Source organism: Pseudarthrobacter sp. 05T312, assembly GCF_056396685.1.
Map to the genome: position 1 here is coordinate 87,159 of NZ_JBFTLY010000011.1, position 20,020 is coordinate 107,178.

General features: G+C 66.8%; 16 protein-coding genes. 10 read left to right on the plus strand and 6 right to left on the minus strand.

From position 1 onward, the window contains the following. Positions 1–39: 39 nt before the first annotated feature. Positions 40–558, plus strand: coding sequence for a hypothetical protein (locus tag AC1DIP_RS14660; protein ID WP_476210513.1), 519 nt, complete (start codon positions 40–42; stop codon positions 556–558). After that, positions 555–1,649, plus strand: a complete 1,095-nt coding sequence (locus tag AC1DIP_RS14665) for a polyprenyl synthetase family protein (RefSeq protein WP_476210511.1) — start codon at positions 555–557, stop codon at positions 1,647–1,649. Before AC1DIP_RS14660 ends, AC1DIP_RS14665 begins: the two co-directional genes overlap by 4 nt. Positions 1,650–1,658: 9 nt before the next feature. On the opposite strand, the gene AC1DIP_RS14670 is transcribed toward AC1DIP_RS14665, so the two are convergent. Next, positions 1,659–2,012 (minus strand): Rv2175c family DNA-binding protein, encoded by a 354-nt coding sequence (locus AC1DIP_RS14670; protein ID WP_168223113.1) that lies wholly within the window; start codon positions 2,010–2,012, stop codon positions 1,659–1,661. Between the two features lie 249 nt (positions 2,013–2,261). On the opposite strand from AC1DIP_RS14670, the gene AC1DIP_RS14675 reads away from it, so the two are divergent. Both AC1DIP_RS14675 and pknB read left to right on the plus strand, forming a co-directional pair. Beyond that, positions 2,262–3,659: a lytic transglycosylase gene (locus AC1DIP_RS14675; protein WP_477734161.1), complete on the plus strand. Its 1,398-nt coding sequence runs from the start codon at positions 2,262–2,264 to the stop codon at positions 3,657–3,659. Between the two features lie 101 nt (positions 3,660–3,760). Further along, complete coding sequence (gene pknB / locus AC1DIP_RS14680; protein WP_476210507.1) at positions 3,761–5,839, plus strand: Stk1 family PASTA domain-containing Ser/Thr kinase; 2,079 nt, start codon at positions 3,761–3,763, stop codon at positions 5,837–5,839. 48 nt (positions 5,840–5,887) lie between these two features. Here the strand turns inward: pknB and AC1DIP_RS14685 are convergent, their stop codons facing one another. After that, positions 5,888–7,279 carry a class II 3-deoxy-7-phosphoheptulonate synthase gene (locus AC1DIP_RS14685; protein ID WP_477734162.1) on the minus strand — a complete coding sequence of 464 codons (1,392 nt, stop codon included), beginning with the start codon at positions 7,277–7,279 and terminating at the stop codon, positions 5,888–5,890. Between the two features lie 97 nt (positions 7,280–7,376). Next, positions 7,377–8,198, minus strand: a complete 822-nt coding sequence (locus tag AC1DIP_RS14690; protein ID WP_476211870.1) for a 1-acyl-sn-glycerol-3-phosphate acyltransferase — start codon at positions 8,196–8,198, stop codon at positions 7,377–7,379. Between the two features lie 110 nt (positions 8,199–8,308). Here AC1DIP_RS14690 and AC1DIP_RS14695 point away from each other — a divergent pair, with 110 nt between their 5' ends. The 3 genes from AC1DIP_RS14695 to AC1DIP_RS14705 are packed head-to-tail and all read left to right on the plus strand — an operon-like array spanning position 8,309 to position 10,447. Continuing rightward, a complete protein-coding gene (locus AC1DIP_RS14695; RefSeq protein WP_476210503.1) occupies positions 8,309–9,097 on the plus strand; it encodes an alpha/beta fold hydrolase in 789 nt (262 codons plus the stop codon). Next, positions 9,094–9,900, plus strand: a complete 807-nt coding sequence (locus AC1DIP_RS14700) for an alpha/beta fold hydrolase (RefSeq protein ID WP_476210501.1) — start codon at positions 9,094–9,096, stop codon at positions 9,898–9,900. Before AC1DIP_RS14695 ends, AC1DIP_RS14700 begins: the two co-directional genes overlap by 4 nt. Next, the gene (locus AC1DIP_RS14705) at positions 9,887–10,447 is read left to right on the plus strand and encodes a hypothetical protein (protein WP_476210500.1); all 561 of its coding nucleotides are present in this window, start codon (positions 9,887–9,889) and stop codon (positions 10,445–10,447) included. The genes AC1DIP_RS14700 and AC1DIP_RS14705 overlap by 14 nt, the downstream gene beginning before the upstream one ends. A gap of 31 nt (positions 10,448–10,478) precedes the next feature. Here AC1DIP_RS14705 and AC1DIP_RS14710 read toward each other — a convergent pair whose 3' ends face one another. Then, complete coding sequence (locus AC1DIP_RS14710; protein ID WP_477734187.1) at positions 10,479–11,477, minus strand: ROK family glucokinase; 999 nt, start codon at positions 11,475–11,477, stop codon at positions 10,479–10,481. 262 nt (positions 11,478–11,739) lie between these two features. Here AC1DIP_RS14710 and AC1DIP_RS14715 point away from each other — a divergent pair, with 262 nt between their 5' ends. After that, the gene (locus AC1DIP_RS14715; RefSeq protein ID WP_477734163.1) at positions 11,740–13,548 is read left to right on the plus strand and encodes an AMP-dependent synthetase/ligase; all 1,809 of its coding nucleotides are present in this window, start codon (positions 11,740–11,742) and stop codon (positions 13,546–13,548) included. Between the two features lie 94 nt (positions 13,549–13,642). Next, positions 13,643–14,683: an AAA family ATPase gene (locus tag AC1DIP_RS14720; RefSeq protein WP_476210496.1), complete on the plus strand. Its 1,041-nt coding sequence runs from the start codon at positions 13,643–13,645 to the stop codon at positions 14,681–14,683. A gap of 151 nt (positions 14,684–14,834) precedes the next feature. Here the strand turns inward: AC1DIP_RS14720 and AC1DIP_RS14725 are convergent, their stop codons facing one another. Further along, a complete protein-coding gene (locus AC1DIP_RS14725) occupies positions 14,835–18,233 on the minus strand; it encodes a pyruvate carboxylase (RefSeq protein WP_477734164.1) in 3,399 nt (1,132 codons plus the stop codon). Between the two features lie 301 nt (positions 18,234–18,534). Between AC1DIP_RS14725 and AC1DIP_RS14730 the strand changes: the two genes are divergently transcribed. Further along, the gene (locus AC1DIP_RS14730) at positions 18,535–19,353 is read left to right on the plus strand and encodes a ParA family protein (protein WP_477734165.1); all 819 of its coding nucleotides are present in this window, start codon (positions 18,535–18,537) and stop codon (positions 19,351–19,353) included. 67 nt (positions 19,354–19,420) lie between these two features. Here AC1DIP_RS14730 and AC1DIP_RS14735 read toward each other — a convergent pair whose 3' ends face one another. Further along, positions 19,421–20,014 carry a MerR family transcriptional regulator gene (locus AC1DIP_RS14735; protein ID WP_018763528.1) on the minus strand — a complete coding sequence of 198 codons (594 nt, stop codon included), beginning with the start codon at positions 20,012–20,014 and terminating at the stop codon, positions 19,421–19,423. Positions 20,015–20,020 lie beyond the last annotated feature (6 nt).

Here is a 20,020-nt window from a genome sequence, read left to right on the forward strand (position 1 = left end):
GAGGCTGGTTCCGCCAACAACACCAGGAGGAAAGTCTTCGTGACGGCTATTGGATACTTCAAGCCAGCTGGCCTGGCCGCGCTTGCCGCTGTTGGGGCGCTGGTCCTGGCCGGTTGCAGCCAGACACCGTCCGGACAAGCCGAGCCGTCCCCGTCCGTTGCCGCTTCCCAATCCGCCCTTACGGCTTCACCCAGCCCTTCGGCGTCGCCCAACACGTCCGCAACCGTGGGCGCAGTGGTGGAGGGATTCCCGCAGCAGCTCCTTCCCCTCATGCCGGGGGCAACGGTGGTTTCCAGCAGCTTTGACAAGGCGTCCACTCCAGCAACGGCAGCACTTGTGGGCACTGTGACGGCTCCCACCGCAGCCGTCATCGACTTTTACAGCAAGGCTTTGGAAGGCCAGGGGTTCAAGGCCGTCCCCGGCGACAAGGTGGGCGGAGTGGCCTCGAAGGATTTCGTCCGCGGTGACAACGAGACTGTCAACCTCTCCGTGGTTGAAGCCGCGGGCGTGTCCACCTTCACCATCGGTGCCAACGTGGCAGCTGAGTCAGCCAAGTGACGGCCGCCGAGCAGCTGAGGAACGAACAGGCCGACTTTGTGGCGGGGGTGGCCGGTGAGCTCACCGGCTTCCTGACGGCACGGCAATCCGTGATGTCCGGCATCTCCCCCGACATCGAACCCATCATGGGCTCGATCTCCAACCTGGTGACCGGCGGAAAGCGCCTCCGCGCCCTGATGTGCTACTGGGGCTGGCGGGGCGCAGGCGGCGAAGCGGGGGCGGCCCAGGTGGTAACGGCCGGCGCCGCGCTGGAGCTGTTCCAGGCGGCCGCGCTGATCCACGACGACATCATCGACCGTTCGGATACCCGGCGGGGCGGTCCCAGCGTGCACCGCCGATTCAGCCAGCTTCACACCTCGCAGGGCTGGGCCCTGGACAGCGAAAGGTTTGGCCAGGCTGCTGCCATCCTTGCGGGCGACCTTTGCCTGTCCTTCAGTGAGGAGGCCTTCACTGACATCGGCGAGCGGGCCGCATCCGGCAGCAGGGCGCGGCTGATCTTCAACCTCATGCGGGCCGAGGTCATGGCGGGCCAGTACCTGGACATCCTGGAGGAAGTCGCCGGTCCGGTGCGGGACCGGGCCGGTGCCGTCGGCAGGGCACAGTCGATCATCCGGTTCAAGAGCGCAAAGTACTCCACCGAACACCCCCTGGCCCTGGGCGGGGCCCTGGCGGGCGCCACCAACGATCTGCTTCGGGGCTACTCAGCGTTTGCCCTGCCGCTGGGCGAAGCGTTCCAGCTGCGGGACGACGTCCTGGGCGTGTTCGGTGATCCGTTGACCACCGGCAAGCCCGCGGGCGATGACCTGCGTGAGGGAAAGCGGACGGTCCTGGTGGCACTGGCCCTGGACCAGGCGTCCGCGGAAGAGTCGGCCTTTATTGATGCAAGCCTTGGCAGCCCCGACTTGTCCGACGCCGACATCCTGGAAATCCGTCGGATAATCGAGGATTCCGGTGCACTGCAGGCCACCGAAGTGCTCATCAGCGAATTCGGCGCGGCCGCTTTCGAGGCGCTCGACGGGCTTGAATTGGAAGAGCTGCCCAAAACCGCCCTGCGGAGGCTGGCTGAAGCAACGGTCAGCCGAGCCTCCTGACGGGGGCTGTTACCAGGCCAGGGTTTGGGCCCTGCGCCGGATTTCCGTCTTGCGGCCTTCGCGCAGGGCGTCGATCGGACGGCCGCGGAGCGATTCGTCTTCCGTGAACAGCCACACGATAAGGTCCTCATCTGAGTAGCCGGCATCGGCCAGCACCACGATGGTTCCCTTTAAGCTGTCCACCACCTGGCCGTCCTGGATGAACTCCGCGGGCACCGACCGGATTTTCCGCTCGCCCACGCGCAGGGCCGCCAGGGAACGCTCGTCAATCAGGCTGTGCACCTTTGTGACTGAAACATCCAATAAACGGGCGACGTCGGGCAGCGGCAGCCACTGGCCCACCAGGTTTTCTACATTACTCACGGATCAAGGTTGCCACGCCGCCCGCCCCGGCGCCTAGTCGGACTAATGCAATCCGCCCCTGGCCTGCGGACACTCCCAAAAAGAAGCCATTACCCGAATTCCGAAAATTCTTGTGCTATCCGCAAATTCATGAGAGATTCACACACATCACAGTTGTAACACTATTAACTTAAGTCACAGTAGTATCAAGATTGGCAGCGGCATCCCCGTCCGCGTCCGCACCCGCAGTTGAGAAGAGGATTCTTTCCGATGACGATGTCCCGCTCGCGCAAGCAGCCCCCCAAGCCGAGTCTGCCCATGATTGCCGCCACCACAGCGGCGCTGCCAGCGGTCGTTTTGTCATCATTAGCCCTTGCCGAGCCGGCCACGGCCCAGCAGCCCGCGAGGAACATTCCCAGCAGCCTTGCGGCAGCAATGCAGGCCCAGGCCGAAGCGAAAGCGGCCGGAACCTTCATTCCTGCTGCCGTTGTCTCGACCACCATTCCCGCAGCGTTCCAGCCCGCGGAGCCCTCGGCACCCGCGGAGTACACGATCGTCCGTGGGGATACCGTCAGTGGGATCGCCGGCCGGTTCGGCCTGGATACCGGGGACATCCTGAGGCTGAACAACCTGCAGGCCAACACCATCATTTATCCGGGCCAGAAGCTCAAGCTGTCCGGCTCAGCGCAGCCTGCCGCTCCCGCGCCGGCCGCTGCCCCTGCAGCGCCGGCACCCGCGGGCGGGGCAACCTACACGGTGAAGGCCGGGGACACCCTGGGGGCCATCGCCGCGAAGCACAACGTGTCCCTCTCGGACGTCTTCGCCTGGAACAACCTCTCCATGCGCTCCATCATCTATCCGGGACAGAAGGTCAAGGTGGGCGGCGGCGACGCCGCTCCTGCCCCCGCAGCCCCGGCACCGGCAGCCCCGGCCGCACCCGCACCTGCACCTGCCCTGGCAAACACCGCCGCGCCGGCAACAGGCTCCTACACCATCAAGGCCGGCGACACCCTCTCCGCCATTGCGTCCCGCCACGGCGTCAAACTGTCGGACCTCCTCGCGGCCAACAAACTGGGCATGACTACTGTCATCTACCCGGGCAGCAAGCTGGTCATTCCCGGCGGCTCCGGCCAGCCGGATGCGCAGCCCGCGGCGGCAGCACCCCAGCCGGCTGCCGCACCCCTGGTGCCCAGTTCCTTCCTGGGCTTCAGCTACCCGGCCGCTGTTGTCAGCTCAGCCAACGAAAACAAGGCACTGCTGAACGCCTCTCCCGTTCCTTCCCGGGATGAGATGAAGAACATCGTTGCCGACACTGCACGCCGCATGGGCGTGGATCCCTCGCTGGCCATGGCCTTCGCCTACCAGGAATCCGGCTTCAACCAGCGGTCCGTCTCACCGGCCAATGCAATCGGCACCATGCAGGTCATTCCCAGCTCCGGGCAGTGGGCATCAGACCTGGTGGGACGGAAGCTGAACCTGCTGGACCCGTATGACAACGCCACGGCCGGCGTAGCCATCATCCGGCAGCTGCTGGCCACCAGCAAAGACCAGGACACCGCCATCGCGGGTTACTACCAGGGCCAGTACTCCGTGAGCAAGAACGGCATGTACGACGACACCAAGGCGTACCTCGCCGCCATCAAGGCACACCAGAAGAACTTCAGCTGAGCTTCGGCCACTGACAGCTGCAAGTCTGCGGGTCCGAACCGTTACCGGTTCGGACCCGTTTTCATTTCGGACGCGTTTTGCTGCGGGACTAGGATCGTAAGGTGCAGGAACACGTGTCAGACCCAGTTGTCGGGACGCTGGTGGACAACCGCTATGCAGTCACTTCCAGGCTTGCCCGTGGCGGGATGTCCACCGTCTACCTGGCGGTGGACCAAAGGCTGGACCGCGAGGTGGCGCTGAAGGTGCTCCATCCCCACCTCGCTGCCGACGAAAACTTCCTGGGCAGGCTGGGCCGGGAAGCCAAGGCTGCTGCCCGGCTGTCCCACCCGCACGTGGTGGGAGTCCTCGACCAGGGCAACGACGGCAACACCGCCTACCTCGTCATGGAATACATCAAGGGCCACACGCTCAGGGACGTCCTCAAGGACAGGGGCGCGCTGACACCCCGGCTGGCGCTGGCTCTGATCGATCCGGTGGTTGAGGGCCTCGCTGCCGCCCACGCGGCCGGCTTCATCCACCGGGACGTAAAACCGGAAAACGTCCTGATCGCCGACGACGGCCGGATCAAGATCGGCGACTTTGGCCTGGCCCGTGCCGTCACCAGTTCAACCAGCACCGGCGCGCTGATTGGAACAGTGGCCTACATCTCGCCCGAACTGGTCCTGGGCAAGCCGGCGGATGCCCGCAGCGACGTCTATGCCGTAGGCATCATGCTGTACGAAATGTTGACCGGGCGGCAGCCGTTCGAGGGCGAAGTACCCATCCAGGTGGCCTACCAGCACGTCAACGATGTGGTGGGGCCGCCGTCGGACCTCGTCCCGCAGTTGGCCGGCGAAGTGGATGAACTGGTGCAGTGGTGCACCGCCAACGATCCGGAGAACCGGCCCGTGGACGGCAGTGCGCTGCTCCAGGAACTGCGCCACATCCGCACCAACCTCACCGATGCTGAACTGGACCTGCAACCGCCGGCCGCAGCGGCGGCTGCCGCCATGCACCAGACCGAGGTCCTGGGCCGCGCCAGCAACCCGACAACCATGATGCCCCCTTCCCGGCCAGCTGCACCCGCCTATCCGCCGCGGCAGTACCAGCAGGCGGAGGCAAACCCGACGGAGCAGGTTGCCTACCACCGGCGGCCGGGACTCACGCTGCCCGACGACGACGATGCCGGCAGCGGCTGGTCTCCCCCGCCGCCGCGGCTGGGCAAGCGGGCACAACGCAAAGCGGACAGGGAAAGCGAGAAACTCCGCGCCGAAGCGGCCGCCACGCCGGTGCGCACCCTGCGGGAAGGAAATCCGCGCCGCCGCGGCCTCCTGTGGGTCGTGCTCCTTATCCTCGCTGCCCTCCTGGCAACGGGTGCGGGATGGTTTTTCGGCATGGGTCCCGGTGCCGCCGCCGCTGTCCCCGCGGTGGCCAACAAGACCGTGGCCCAGGCCCAGCAGCTCCTGGACGGGGTGGGCTTCCACTCCACCACGAGCGACGTCTTCGACGACGACGTGCCCACCGGACTCGTGGTGGGCAGCGAGCCGGCGGCGGGGACGGAAATACGGAAGTTCCAGCCGGTCTCCCTGCTGGTGTCCAAGGGGCCACAGCTTTTCCCCCTGCCGGACCTCAGCCGCGGGAACCTGGACGATGCCAAGAAGGCCCTCAACGGGGCGGAGATGGCGCTGGGCACCGTCACGGAAAAGTTCGACGACCAGGCAACGGCCGGAAGCGTCCTGTCCCAGGATCCAGCCGCAGGCACTCCGGCCCGCCACGGGACTCCCGTCGGAATCACCGTTTCCAAAGGCCCGCAGCCACTTCCGGTGCCGTCGGTCGTGGGAAAGAACGGGAACGATGCCGTTGCCGCCATTGAGGCAGCAGGCCTTACGGCCAAGGTGGCGCCGGACCGGGTGTTCGACCGGAATGTTCCGGAGGGCGCAGTTGTCAGCCAATCCCCGGCCGACGGGACACTCACCCGGGGCGGGGCCGTCACCCTGACTATTTCCAAGGGTCCCAAAATGGTGGCGGTCCCGAGCTTTATCGGCAAGCAGGCCACCGAAGCAGAACAGGCCCTGAAGAAGCTGGGATTCGAAGTCCGCCGGAACAACATCCTGGGCGGCTTCTTCGGCACGGTCCGGGACCAGTCGCCGGTGAACCGGGAAGTCCCGGAAGGCTCCGTCGTCACCATCACCGTGGTGTAGCCCGGTGGGCCGGCCAGGCCGGCCCACCGGGACGCGTTGGCTCCGTCGCTAGTGCTTGGCCAGGGCGCCGGCCACCAGGAAGGCCATCTCCAGTGACTGCATGTGGTTCAGGCGGGGATCGCAGACAGACTCGTAGCGGTCCAGGAAAGCATCCTGGTCGATCGGGTCAGCGCCGCCAAGGCACTCTGCCACGTCGTCGCCCGTCATCTCCACATGCAGGCCGCCCGGTACCGTGCCCAGGCCGTGGTGCACCTCGAAGAAGCCACGCACCTCGTCGATGACGTCGTCAAAGTTGCGCGTCTTGTACCCGTTGGGCGAGGTGACCGTATTGCCGTGCATGGGGTCGGTAACCCACAGGACCTGCGCACCGGAGGCGGTGACCTTCTCGACGACGGCGGCCAGCTTCTCGCGGATGTTGCCTGCGCCCATGCGGGTGATGAACGTGAGGCGGCCGGGTTCGCGGTCGGGGTCGAGCTTGTCGATAAGGCGCAGTGCGTCATCGCCGGTGGTGGAAGGGCCAAGCTTGACGCCGATGGGGTTGCGTACCCGCGAAAGGAAGTCGACGTGGGCGTGGTCGAGCTCCCGGGTCCGCTCGCCGATCCACAGGAAGTGCGCCGAGGTGTCATAGGGGAAGCCGGTACGGGAATCGATGCGGGTCAGCGCGCGTTCGTAGTCCAGCAGCAGCGCCTCGTGGCTGGCGAAGAACTCCACGCGCTTGAGGGCTTCGAAGTCGGCGCCGCACGAGTCCATGAACTTGATGGCACGGTCAATGTCGCGGGCCAGCGATTCATAGCGGGCGTGGGCCGGGTTTTCGGTGAACCCCTTGTTCCACTGGTGGACGGAGCGCAGGTCCGCGAAGCCGCCCTGCGTAAAGGCGCGGATGAGGTTCAGGGTGGAGGCCGACGTGTGGTAGGCGCGCAGCATGCGGGCGGCGTCGTGGCCGCGGGACTCGGGGGTAAAGTCGTACCCGTTGACAATGTCGCCGCGGTACGCGGGCAGCGTCACGCCGTCACGGGTTTCGTCATTGGAAGAGCGCGGCTTGGCGAACTGGCCCGCCATGCGGCCCATCTTGATGACCGGCATCGCGGCGCCGTAGGTGAGCACCACTGCCATCTGGAGGATCGTCTTGACGCGGGCGCTGATCTTGTCCGCCGTGGCGGCGTCGAAGGTCTCCGCGCAGTCGCCGCCCTGCAGCAGGAACGCCTTGCCCTGGGCGGCGGCGGCCAGCCGCTCGCGCAGGACATCCACTTCACCTGCAAACACCAGGGGCGGAAGGACCGACAATTCCTTCACGGAAGCCTCAAATACATCCTTGTCCTGCCAGCTGGGTTGCTGGGAGATGGGGAGGTCCCGCCAGTGGTCCAGTCCGGGATAGTTGGCCGCTCCGCTCTGGGCGGTGCTGGACAGAGAAAAGGCTGGTTTTGCAGATAGCTCAGTCACCCTCTAAGACTAGCGGCAGCGCGGCAGCGGCGGACACCGGACCGTCACGGTGCCCGCTGTCCCCGTCACAACCGCCGCCCGGCAGCCGGGGGTTCCGCTATCCCCTGGCCTTTGTGCCGCCGTCGTCCTTCACCACCGGCTGTGGGGCCGCTTCGCCGGAACCGGCCTCCTGGACGAATCCTGCGTCGGACGCCGCAGGGGCGGCAAGTGGCTCGGCGGCGGCAAGGGGCTCCCCGGGCTTGCCGGCGAGCCGCAGCTTCACCACCGCCGCATATTCGTCCACGTACTCCTGGCCGGAGAGCCGCAGCAGGCGGGACATGATCTGGTCCGTTACCTGGCGCTGGACTGCCCGGTCCTCGGCCTGGTCCCGGTACTGGCTGAAATCCAGCGGTTCGCCGAAGATCATGCCAATCCTGCGGATATTGGGCAGCCGCTTGCCAATGGGCTGGACCTTGTCGGTGCCGATCATGGCAACCGGGATCACGGGGACCCCCGCCTGCAGCGCCAGCCTGGCGACCCCAACCTTTCCGCGGTACAGCCGCCCGTCCGGGCTTCGCGTGCCCTCCGGGTAGATGCCGAGCAGGCCGCCGGCATCCAGCACATCCATCCCGGCGTTGAGGGATGCTGCGGAGGCGGCACCGCCTGAGCGGTCCATGGGCAACTGGTTGGTCAGGCGGAAGAACGCGGCCGTAAGGCGCCCCTTAATTCCGGTTCCCGTGAAGTATTCCGACTTGGCAAGGAACACCACCGGGCGCCGCACCATGAGCGGCATGAAGATCGAATCGGAGAACGACAGGTGGTTGGAGGCGATGATGGCGGCCCCCTGCGCCGGGATATTGTCCAGGCCCTTGACCCAGGGCCTGAAAAGCAACTTGATCACTGGACCGAGGAAGATCCGTTTCATGACCCAATAGAACACGTGGTGAACCTCTCCGGAAGGCAGCCCCAGGCCCAGCGTCGGGCCTGGCCAGCGATTCAATGCAACCCTACTCTAGTGAGATTTGGCTGGAACAGTGACACGATGGACTCATGACTGAAAGCAGCACCCCGTCCCGTCCGGCCGCTTTCAGTTACCCGGGCCATGGCGCCAATGCCCGCACCGGGGTGGCCATTTGCCACGGTTTTACGGGCAGTCCCCTGAGTGTCATGCCGTGGGCGGAGCACCTGGCGGACCTGGGATATGCAGTCTCCGTTCCCCTCCTTCCGGGGCACGGCACGGACTGGCGTCAGCTTGCCCGGACAGGCTGGAAGGACTGGTACCGCAGCTACGAGAAGGCCCTGCAGGATTTGTCGGAGCGAACGGATTCCTGTTTCGCCGCAGGGCTGTCAATGGGCGGTGCCGTCGCACTGCTGGCGGCGTCCCGGCATCCGGTGGCGGGGGTCAGCGTGGTCAATCCGGGCCTGAGCTTCTACGACTGGCGGGTCCGGGTCATCGGACTCCTTAAGTATGTCCAGCGCACCACCGTCCCCATCCAGGAGGACCAGACCGGCGCCCCCGCCACCGACGATGGCGACTATTCGCTGACCCCGCTGGCCTCCGTGCATGAGCTCAAGAAACTCTTCGGCGCTGCCGTACGATCCCTGCCGGCCGTGGACGCCCCCGTCCAGGTCTTCAAATCGCGCACGGACGCTGTGGTGCCGCCGACGTCGCTGGCCTTGCTGCGGAAGGGACTGGGCAGAAACCTCGCCGAGGTGGTGGACCTTGCCAGCAGCGGACATGTGGCTACTCTGGACGTTGACGCGCCCTCGATCTTCGCCAAGTCGGGCGAATTCGTCGCCGCCCATGCCCGCCGCACCAGTACCTTGGAGACGCCATGACCTCCGGACCGGACCACAGCCCGTTTTCCAGCGCCTTCAGCGGCGAAGGACCCCGCACCGGGGTAGTCCTGTCCCACGGGTTCACGGGAAGCCCCCATGGCCTGCGCGCCTGGGCTTCGGCGTTCGCTGCCGCGGGTTTCGCTGTCCGGATGCCGCTGCTTCCGGGCCATGGAACCACGTGGCAGGACCTGGCACGCACCCGCTGGCAACAATGGCACGGCGCCCTTGATGACGCTTTCCTGGAACTGGACGCTGAATGCGACCAGGTGTTTGCGGCCGGCCTGAGCATGGGCGGAGCCCTGGCGCTGCGCATAGCCGCCACCCGGTCCGTGGCTGGAGTGCTCCTGGTGAACCCGTGCCTGGTGGTTGACGATCCCCGGGCGCCGTTGGCAGGAATCCTGAAGCTGGTGCTCAAAAGCACCCCGTCCATCGGCAACGACATCCTCAAGGCCGGGATGGATGAGGGCGCGTATGCGCGCACGCCGGTGGCCGCTGCCCACGAACTGAACAAGATGTTCCGGGATACGGTCCGGCTCCTTCCCCGGGTCACCGCGCCCGTGCAGGTCTACCGCTCCACCGTCGACCACGTGGTGTCGGACGCCAGCATGAACCTCCTCCGGCGGGGGTTGACGCACGCTCCGCTGGAAGTGGTGCGGCTGGAGAACAGCTACCACGTGGCTACCCTCGACAACGACGCCGACCGCATCTTCGAAGGGTCCGTGGACTTCATCAAGCGGGTCCAGCAGGATTCAGCCGCCCGCCCGGCGGGACCGGGACAGGAGGTCCGCCGTGAACAGGCCTGACTCCGACCAGCCGGACCAGGGCGCCAACCAGGACGACGCCGTCTGGCTGGACCTCGTGGCCCGGCTCGAATCGGACACCGTGGCCATCCGGCCCGATGCCGCCCCGCGGGAACAAGCACCCACCGGCACGGCGGCCGCTGCGCCCGAGGCGCCGGCACAGCCCTCGTTCCGCGACTTTGATCCCCTGGGCCTGGCGGGGACTCCGCCCGCCGAAAAGTCTGCAGCTGAGCGCGAGGCTGCGGCGCAGGCCGGTCCCGAAACGGATATGCCCGCAGAGGGACCCAGGGACTATGACGTGGACGACGAGGGCGGGGAGTTCGTGCCGGAGGAGCCGCCCAGCCTTGCCGGCACGGACCCGTTGACCATGCTCGCCTGGCTCGGGGCCGTGGGCGGACCCGTGGCGCTGCTGCTCTCGGCCATGTTCTGGCGGTCGGCGCCCCTGCTGGCGATCGTTGGCATCGTGGCCATATTCGTGCTGGCAACGGTGTACCTGATCATGAAGCTGCCCGAGGAAAAGAACGGCGACGACGACGGCGCAAGGGTTTAGCGCCCGGCGGGCAGCCAGCCCGCCGTCGTCCTCAGCCGTGGACGCGGCTGCTGACGCGGGACAGGTCGGCCGCTCCGATGAGGCCCGCGTTGGGGCCCAGGGCCGCCAGTTCGATCCCTGCAGCCGGGCGGAACCCGCGCCCTGTCAGGTTCCGCGCGAACGCCTTCCGGGCCGGCCCCACCAGCAGGTCACCGGCTGAGCAGAGCCCGCCGCCGATGACGAACAGGCCGGGGTCCAGGGCCGCGGCCAGATTGGCCAGCCCGAGCCCTAGCCATTCGCCGACCTCCTCGATCAGCTCCTGGGAGGCAGGATCCCCCGCCAGGGCCAGTTCAGTCACGATGGCTCCGGTGATTGCTTCGGGATGTCCGTCCACGGCTGCCAGCAGGTCCTGGGCCACCGGCGAATTGGACCGGGCCAGTAGCCGGGCTTCCCGTCCCAGTGCGTTGCCTGAGGCGTATTGTTCCCAGCAGCCGCGGTTGCCGCATTCGCATCGGTGTCCGCCCGGCATGATGATCTGGTGGCCGAACTCCCCGGCAACGCCGAACCGGCCCCGTTCCACCCTGCCGTCCATCACCATGGCCCCGCCGATGCCCGTCCCCAGCGTGATGCAGACCAGGCGGTCCTCCCCCTGGCCCGCACCGAAGCGCCATTCCGCCCAGGCTGCGGCGTCGGCGTCGTTGGTCAGGAGCACCGGGCGCCGGAGGAGCCGCTGGAGGTTTTCCCGCAGCGGCTCGTTGCGCCAGGCCAGGTGGGGGCTGAAGAGGACGGTGCCGCCGGCCAGGTCCATCCAGCCGGCAGCGCCGATGCCGACAGACCAGATGCGGTGGCCCCGGCCCAGTTCCTCCACGAGTTCCACGATGACCTGCTCCACCGCCCGCGGGTCGGTCCCGGGCGTGGAGCGGCGGGCCTCGCTGAGGATCCGGCCTTCGGCGTCCACCACGCCTGCGGCTACCTTGGTTCCGCCGATGTCAATCCCGATGGCGAGTCCCTTGCGGCCCAGGCGGAGGTGGCCGCCGACGACCCCGTGCATTTGTCCGGCACGGTGGTTGGCGGGACGGCGGCGCCAGGGTGCCGGTCTTTTCAGGGGGCCGGCCTGATCGCCGGGCAACGGTCCGTACATAGTCCACCATTCTAGGCCGGGAGGCAGGATTGCCTTGACAAAAGCCGCGCTCCGAAGCGTCCATTGACGCCTAAGTTACTGGCCAGTAGGTTTGTGTACTGCACTGTTCCGCCCTGGGTACTAGTCTTTAGGCAACCCCCTGCGCGGGACTTCGGATATCAAAGGAGCTATAGTGCGCGAATTCAGTGTTCCGCCCCTGGTTGTGGTCCCACCCGAAACCAACATCACGGATCTGGTGTTGCGCCAGGCGGTCAAGCCCAGCAACCCGGCACTGTTTTCGCGCCTGGATCCTGCGGGCACCTGGCGGGACGTTCCCGCCACCGAGTTCCTCGCCGACGTCCAGGCCCTGGCCAAGGGGCTCATCGCCAGCGGAGTGGGCGCCGGCGACCGCGTCGGCATCATGTCCCGCACCCGCTACGAATGGTCCCTGGTGGATTTCTCCATCTGGTTCGCGGGTGCCGTCTCGGTGCCCATTTACGAAACCTCCTCCCCTTCCCAGGTGGCGTGGAACCTCGGTGACTCCGGTGCCGTCGCCGCCTTCGGCGAATCTGCCCACCATGAGAATGTCATCAGGCAGGCGGTCACAGCCGAGGGGCTTACCGACGTGCAGCACGTCTGGCAGCTTGAGGGCCAGGGACTGGACAGCCTCCGCGAGGCGGGCCGCGGCGTCAGCGACGAAGAACTCGAGGCGCGCCGCAGCACAGCCGGGCTGCAGGACGTGGCCACCATCATCTACACCTCCGGAACCACGGGACGCCCCAAGGGGTGCGAACTCACGCACGGCAACTTCGTGGAGCTCTCGGACAATGCCCTGGCCATCATCGGCGAGATTGTCCATGAGAAGGCCAAGACCATCATGTTCCTGCCGCTGGCCCACGTGTTTGCCCGGTACATCTCGGTGCTGGCCATGGCCGCCGGAACCACGGTGGCCCACACGCCGGACATCAAGAACCTCCTCGCTGACCTGCAGAGCTACGAACCGACGTTCATCCTGGCGGTGCCCAGGGTATTCGAGAAGGTCTACAACTCGGCCCTGACGAAGGCCGAGGACGGCGGCAAGGGCGCCATCTTCCACCGGGCAGCGGAGACTGCCATCGCTTACTCGAAGGCCAGCCAGGACGGACGGGTGGGGCTGGGCCTGAAGCTGCGGCACGCGTTGTTCGACAAGCTGGTCTACGGCAAGCTCCGCGCGGCCATGGGCGGGCACGTTGCCCACGCCGTGTCCGGCGGCGGTCCCCTGGGTGAGCGGCTGGGCCACTTCTTCCAGGGCATCGGCCTGCAGGTACTGGAGGGATACGGGCTTACCGAAACCACCGCGCCCATCACCGTGAACACCCCGTCGCGGATCAAGATCGGCTCCGTGGGCAAGCCCCTCCCGGGCAACTCCGTCAAGATTGCCGACGACGGCGAGATCCTGGCCAAGGGAGTGTGCGTCATGCGGGGCTACTACAGGCGTGAGGACCTGACCGCGGAAGCCTTCACCGATGGCTGGTTCCATACCGGGGACATTGGGCAGATCGATGACGAGGGGTTCGTCTGGATCACCGGCCGGAAGAAGGAAATCATCGTCACCGCGGGCGGCAAGAACGTCATCCCGGCCCTGCTTGAGGACCAGATCCGGGCCGATGCCCTCGTGTCGCAGGTCCTCGTGGTAGGCGACAACAGGCCCTTCATCGGGGCCCTGGTGACCCTGGACCAGGAGGCCCTGCCGGGCTGGCTCCAGCGCCACGGCCTTCCCGCAGACACCACCCTCGAGCAGGCAGCCGCCAACCCGGTGGTGAAGGCGGCAGTCCAGGACCTGGTGACCGCAGCAAACACCTCGGTCTCCCAGGCCGAGGCCATCAAGTCCTTCCGCATCGTCCCGGCCGACTTCACGGAAGCCTCCGGCCACCTCACCCCGTCCATGAAGGTGAAGCGGGCACAGGTGATGAAGGACTTCGAAACGGTCATCGAGGAGATGTACTCGGCCCCGCGTCCCTGACGCCGGCAACGATGAAAGGGTCTTTCCGCAAGGGAGGGCCCTTTCCCCATTAACTGTCCACCCCTGGCACGGGATCGGGTACTACAGTGGTTGCATGGCTGCCAGCCGCAAACCGCTCGACGACCTGCGTGAAACGCTCGGCCACCTGGCCGATCAGCTCAAGCTGCCCGGATCGGAGCGCGTAGACGATCTTGTGGGCGACCTCATGGGTGCCAGGCCCGGGCCGGCCCGGCCGCTGTCCGAGCTGCAGGCGGAGCTCGATGCACTGGTGGGCCTGGAGACCGTGAAGGAACAGGTGCGCGCCCTCGTCGCACTGCTCCAGGTCCAGGCGCGCCGCAAGGCGCACGGCCTGCCGGAGGTGGCCACCTCCCAGCATCTGGTGTTCCTCGGAAACCCGGGCACGGGCAAGACCACCGTGGCACGGCTCCTGGCCGAGATGTACCGGGCGGTGGGCCTGCTGCAGAAGGGCCACCTGGTGGAGGTGGACCGTTCGGGCCTGGTAGGGCAGTACGTCGGGCAGACTGCCATCAAGACGGACCGGGTGATCAGGCGTGCGCTGGACGGTGTCCTGTTCATCGACGAGGCCTACGGCCTGGCCCCGGAAGACGGCAGGATGGACTTCGGCCCCGAGGCGATCGAGGTCCTGTTGAAGCGGATGGAGGACCACCGCCACCGCCTGGTGGTAATCGTGGCCGGGTACCCGCGGCTGATGGAGTCGTTCCTGCTCTCTAACCCTGGCCTGCGTTCCCGCTTCGCCCGCGAGATCACCTTCCCCGACTACTCTGTTGAAGCACTCCAGACGATCTTCCACCAGATGCTGGCCCAGCACGAGTACATGCTGGAGCCGGGGGCGGACCAGATGCTGCGCCGAATCTTTACCGGGCTGCACGCGGGCGAGGACTCCGGCAATGCACGGTTCGCGCGCACGTTGTTTGAGCAGGCGCTTAACCGCCAGGCCCTGCGGCTCTCGCTCGACGAGGAACAAAGCCTCGAGGCGCTTGACCGGGAAGCTGTCATGACCCTTACTGCCGACGACATTGCCGGGGCCGCGCTGGCCCTGGGCGAGGAGCCGGATCTGGAACCTGGGCCGGTACCGGAACCGGCGCAGTCACGCTGGTGGCGCTGGCTGGCCTGACCGGCCACCGCCTTGGTTGCCCGCCGTCCGGGGTTCGCGGACAGCTCCTGGTCATGGAACTGCTCCCCGAAGATCTGCACTGGATTTCCAGGTGCAGTCCTCGGGGAGCAGCCAACGAACGGAGTGACCCTTTCGGCGTCCTCGGATCGTCCTACTGTTCGATGACCAGCAGCAGGTCCCCGCCCTGGACCTGCTCCACCGCGGAGATGGCGAGGCGGGACACCTTGCCGGTCACCGGCGTCGTAATGGATGCTTCCATCTTCATTGCCTCGATGGTGGCCACGGTGTCTCCCGCCTTGACCGTCTCCCCCGGTTTGACGGTGACGGTGACGGCCCCGGCGAAGGGAGCGGCCACCTGGCCGGGCTGGGCGGGATCGGCTTTCTCGGCGGCCTTGACGTTGCTGACCACGGAGCGGTCGCGGACCACCACGGGCCGGGACTGGCCGTTGAGGGTGCACATGACGGTGCGCATGCCCTTCTCGTCCGGCTCCGACACCGCCTCCAGGGAGGCAATCAAGCGCACGCCGCGCTCCAGCTGGATCTCGTGCTCGGTGCCGCGCTGCAGGCCGTAGAGGTAGTCGCGGGTATCCAGGACCGAGATGTTGCCGTACGTCTCCACGCTCTTGAGGTAGTCCTTGGTGGGACCATCGAAGAGCAACCGGTTCAGCGTGTGCTGGCGGGTCTTGGATTCTGACTTGAGCGCTGCGCTGTCTTCGGCGCTGAGCTCCACGTCGCGGACCTTGACGCTCCTGCCCTGCAGGGCCTTGGTGCGGAACGGCTCAGGCCAGCCCCCGGGAGGATCGCCGAGTTCGCCCGACAGGAAGCCGATGACGGAATCGGGGATGTCGTAGTTCTGCGGGTTCGCTTCGAAGTCGGCAGGATCAGCGTTGAGGCCTACCAGGTGCAGGGCGAGATCGCCAACCACCTTGGAGGACGGCGTTACCTTCACCAGGTGCCCCAGGATCCGGTCCGCTGCGGTGTACATGTCCTCGATCGCCTCGAACTGCTCCCCCAGGCCAAGGGCCATGGCCTGCTGGCGCAGGTTGGAGAGCTGGCCACCCGGGATCTCGTGCTTGTACACGCGGCCGGTGGGGCCGGGCAGGCCGGACTCGAACGGCGCGTAGACGCGGCGGACCGCTTCCCAGTAGGGCTCGAGCGAGCTGACGGCGTCCAGGCTGAGGCCGGTGTCCCGCGGCGTGTGGGCCAGGGCAGCAACAAGGGCCGACGCCGACACCTGGCTGGTGGTGCCCGCGAGGGATGCGGAGGCCACGTCCACCGCGTCCACGCCGGCGTCGACGGCCGACAGGAGCGTGGCCAGCTGGCCACCTGCGGTGTCGTGGGTGTGCAGGTGGACGGGCAGGTCGAAGCGCTCACGCAGCGCGGCGACCAGCTTGGCGGCGGCAGCAGGCCGGAGCAGGCCGGCCATATCCTTGATGGCCAGGATGTGGGCTCCGGCGTCGACGATCTTCTGCGCCAGCCCCAGGTAGTAGTCCAGGGTGTAGAGCTTCTCTTCGGGGTCCAGCATGTCGCCGGTGTAGCAGAGGGCCACCTCTGCGACGGCGGTGCCGGTGGCCCGGACGGCTCGGATGGCAGGAGCCATCTGGCTGACGTCGTTCAGGGCGTCAAAGATGCGGAAGATGTCGATGCCCGTGGCGGCAGCCTCGTTGACGAAGGCTTCGGTGACTTCTTCGGGGTAGGGCGTGTAGCCCACGGTGTTGCGGCCGCGCAGCAGCATCTGGATGCAGATGTTGGGCATGGCCTTGCGCAGGGCGGCGAGCCGGTCCCAGGGGTCCTCGCCCAGGAAGCGCAGGGCCACGTCATAGGTCGCACCGCCCCAGGCCTCGACGGAGAGCAGTTGCGGCATGAGGGCCGTAACGGCGGGGCCGGCGGCGACGAGGTCGCGGGTGCGGACTCGCGTGGCCAGCAGGGACTGGTGCGCGTCACGGAAGGTGGTGTCGGTGACGGCAACGGCATTCTGCTCGCGCAGTGCCTTCGCGAAGCCTTCCGGGCCCAGCTCAAGAAGCTTCTGGCGTGAACCGGGCCCGGCCTGCATGTCCTTGACGTCGGGGAGCTTGTGGGCCGGGTCCGAGTGCACGGCCAGGTCGCCGTTGGGCTTGTTGACGGTGACGTCGGCCAGCCAGGTCAAGAGCTTGGTGCCGCGGTCGGCCGATACGCGGGCCTTGAGCAGTTCCGGGCGCTGGTCGATGAAGTTCGTGGCCACATCCCCGGCGATGAAGTCGGGGTCATCCAGCACAGCCTGGAGGAAGGGGATGTTCGTGGAGACGCCGCGGATGCGGAACTCCGCCAGTGCGCGGCGGGCGCGGGCAACCGCAGCGGGGTAATCCCTGCCGCGGCAGGTGAGCTTGACCAGCATTGAGTCGAAGTGGGGGCTGATCTCGGCGCCGGAGTAGACCGTGCCGCCGTCAAGGCGGACACCGGCGCCGCCTGCCGAACGGTATCCGGTGATCTTTCCGACGTCGGGGCGGAACCCGTTGGCGGGGTCTTCGGTGGTGATGCGGCTCTGAAGGGCGGCGCCGCGAAGCTTGACGCTGTCCTGGGAAAGCCCCAGGTCCGCGAGCGTCTCGCCGGAGGCGATCCGCATCTGCGCCTGGACCAGGTCCACGTCCGTGACTTCCTCGGTAACCGTGTGCTCCACCTGGATGCGCGGGTTCATTTCGATGAAGACGTGCTGGCCTGCGCGTTCGCCCTCGGTGTCCACGAGGAATTCGACGGTACCGGCGTTGACGTAGTTCAGTGCCTTGGCGAACTTCACGGCATCCCGGTACAGGGCCTGGCGGATGCCCTCATCAAGGTTGGGCGCGGGGGCGATCTCGATGACCTTCTGGTGCCGCCGCTGGATGGAGCAGTCGCGCTCGAAGAGGTGCATGACGTTGCCCTCGGCGTCCGCGAGGATCTGCACTTCGATGTGCCGCGGGCGGAGGACCGCCTGCTCCAGGAACATGGTGGGATCACCGAACGCAGCATCGGCTTCGCGCATGGCCGACTTCAGTGCTTCGGGCAGTGCCTCGCGGGTATCGACCCGCCGCATGCCGCGGCCACCGCCGCCGGCAACGGCCTTGGCGAAAATGGGGAATCCGATCTCATCGGCCGCGGCCAGGAGTTCGTACAGGTCCTTGGACGGCTCGCTGGACTTCAGGACCGGTACCCCGGCCTCGCGGGCCGCCTTCAGCGCCGCCACCTTGTTGCCGGCGAGCTCAAGCACCTCGGCGGGCGGACCCACGAAAGTGATGCCGGCGTCCTTGGCCGCGCGTGCCAGTTCAGGGTTTTCCGAGAGGAACCCGTAGCCGGGGTAGATGGCGTCTGCGCCGGCCTCTTTCGCGACCCGCACCACCTCGGCCACGTCCAGGTAAGCCCGGACCGGGTGGCCTTCCTCGCCAATCAGGTAAGCCTCGTCCGCCTTCTGCCGATGGATCGAGTTACGGTCCTCCTGGGGAAAAACGGCAACGGTCTTTGCGCCCAGCTCATAGCCGGCGCGGAAGGCCCTGATCGCGATTTCGCCGCGGTTGGCCACCAGAACTTTGGAAAACATACTTCTCCTGCATCATTGCGGGTGGATCGATGAGTGGTCACAGTGTCTAGGACCTGCAAGGACAAACACAAATCTTTGTGGCCACGGTCACAGATTTTCCCGTCATGGACCGAACGCTTTGGGCCTGGCTGGCGGAAACCGCCCGGGCAGCACAGTCGGTGCCATGCCGACGCCCGATAAAGCAGGATTCGCCGACGCATCAACATATGATGAGTAGGGCGGCAGGACCGTCCGGCTTCGGCTCTGCCGAGGCAAACATTACCCCCAACACGGCATCCGGCGTTAGGTTTTGGTCTCTCAAGTGCAAGTAGTCAGCATCAGCAGCCTCAAGGGTGGAGTCGGCAAGACTTCCGTCACCACAGGATTGGCGTCTGCGGCGCTGGCCGCAGGAGTCCGCACGCTGGTGGTGGACCTCGATCCGCACGCCGATGCCACCACGGCCCTCGGCGTCCAGCCCGGTGACCAGCTGGACATCGGCAGGATGCTGAAGAGCCCGCGCCGGGCCAAGCTGGCCGAGAACGTGGTGCGCAGCAGCTGGGCCGACCGTGGCCCGTCCGACGGTTCCGGACCTGCCGTCCTCGATGTCGCCGTCGGCTCCGCTTACACCGGAATCTATGACCGCCCGGACCTTGGGCGCCGTGATCTCCGCCGGCTGTCCTCCGTCCTCGCCGGCGCAGACGCTTACCAGCTCGTCCTGGTGGACTGCCCTCCCTCGCTCAACGGCCTGACCCGCATGGCCTGGGCAGCAAGTGACAAGGTGGCCCTGGTTGCCGAGCCGGGCCTGTTCTCGGTAGCCGGTACCGAACGCACCATGCGGGCCATCCAGCTGTTCAAGCAGGAGTTCGCGCCCAACCTTTCACCCGCAGGAATCGTGGCCAACCGCGTCCGGAGCGGCTCCTCGGAACACACCTACCGCCTGGCGGAGATGGAGTCGATGTTCGGCGAACTCCTGCTCAGCCCGCGGATCCCCGAACAGGCTAACTGGCAGCAGATCCAGGGTGCCGCCCACCCCGTACACCACTGGCCCGGCGATTCGGCCAAGTCCGCGGCCGGCCTGTTCGATGACCTGCTGTTCAACCTGATGGCCGCAGGATCCGGGCTGCGCAGCCGCGCCCGCTAGGACCACGTTCCAACGAATAAGGGCCACCCTCCGTCAGGAGGGTGGCCCTTACTTCTGGAACTCTGTGTCAGCTGATTTTCCGCGCTGCCCGCCGCTTACTCAGTTCGTCGTCCGGAAAGGACTGCTCGGCGGCGTGCTCGCTGGGCAGCGAGGCAAGGCTTCCTTCGACCTCGCGCCATACGCGTCCCACGGCGATGCCGAAGACGCCCTGGCCACCCTGCACCAGGTCAATGACCTCGTCAGCAGAGGTGCATTCGTAAACGCTGGCGCCGTCGCTCATGAGCGTGATCTGGGCCAGGTCCTCAACTCCACGCTCCCGCAGGTGCTCCACTGCGGTGCGGATCTGCTGCAGGGACACACCGGTGTCCAGGAGCCGCTTGACCACCTTGAGGACCAGGATGTCGCGGAACCCGTAGAGCCGCTGGGACCCCGATCCTGCTGCGCCGCGGACCGCGGGCTCAACCAGGCCGGTCCGCGCCCAGTAATCCAGCTGGCGGTAGGTGATACCGGCGGCCTTGCAGGCGGTGGGACCCCGGTAGCCGGCGTCCTCATCCAGTACCGGCAGGTCTTCGGTGAACAGGAGGCCCTGTGCACCGCTCACGGGCACAGCAACACCGGCCGTGGGCTGTTTAAGCCCGCCTGCTTCGCCTTTGGGACTCACCTGGAT

Excerpts from the sequence above, each read along its gene's own strand:
- AC1DIP_RS14720 (WP_476210496.1), top strand. The coding sequence starts at position 13,643 with ATGGCTGCCAGCCGCAAACCGCTCGACGACCTGCGTGAAACGCTCGGC.
- AC1DIP_RS14700 (WP_476210501.1), top strand. The coding sequence starts at position 9,094 with ATGACCTCCGGACCGGACCACAGCCCGTTTTCCAGCGCCTTCAGCGGC.
- AC1DIP_RS14695 (WP_476210503.1), top strand. The coding sequence starts at position 8,309 with ATGACTGAAAGCAGCACCCCGTCCCGTCCGGCCGCTTTCAGTTACCCG.
- AC1DIP_RS14710 (WP_477734187.1), bottom strand. The coding sequence starts at position 11,477 with ATGCACGGGGTCGTCGGCGGCCACCTCCGCCTGGGCCGCAAGGGACTC.
- AC1DIP_RS14675 (WP_477734161.1), top strand. The coding sequence starts at position 2,262 with ATGACGATGTCCCGCTCGCGCAAGCAGCCCCCCAAGCCGAGTCTGCCC.
- AC1DIP_RS14725 (WP_477734164.1), bottom strand. The coding sequence starts at position 18,233 with ATGTTTTCCAAAGTTCTGGTGGCCAACCGCGGCGAAATCGCGATCAGG.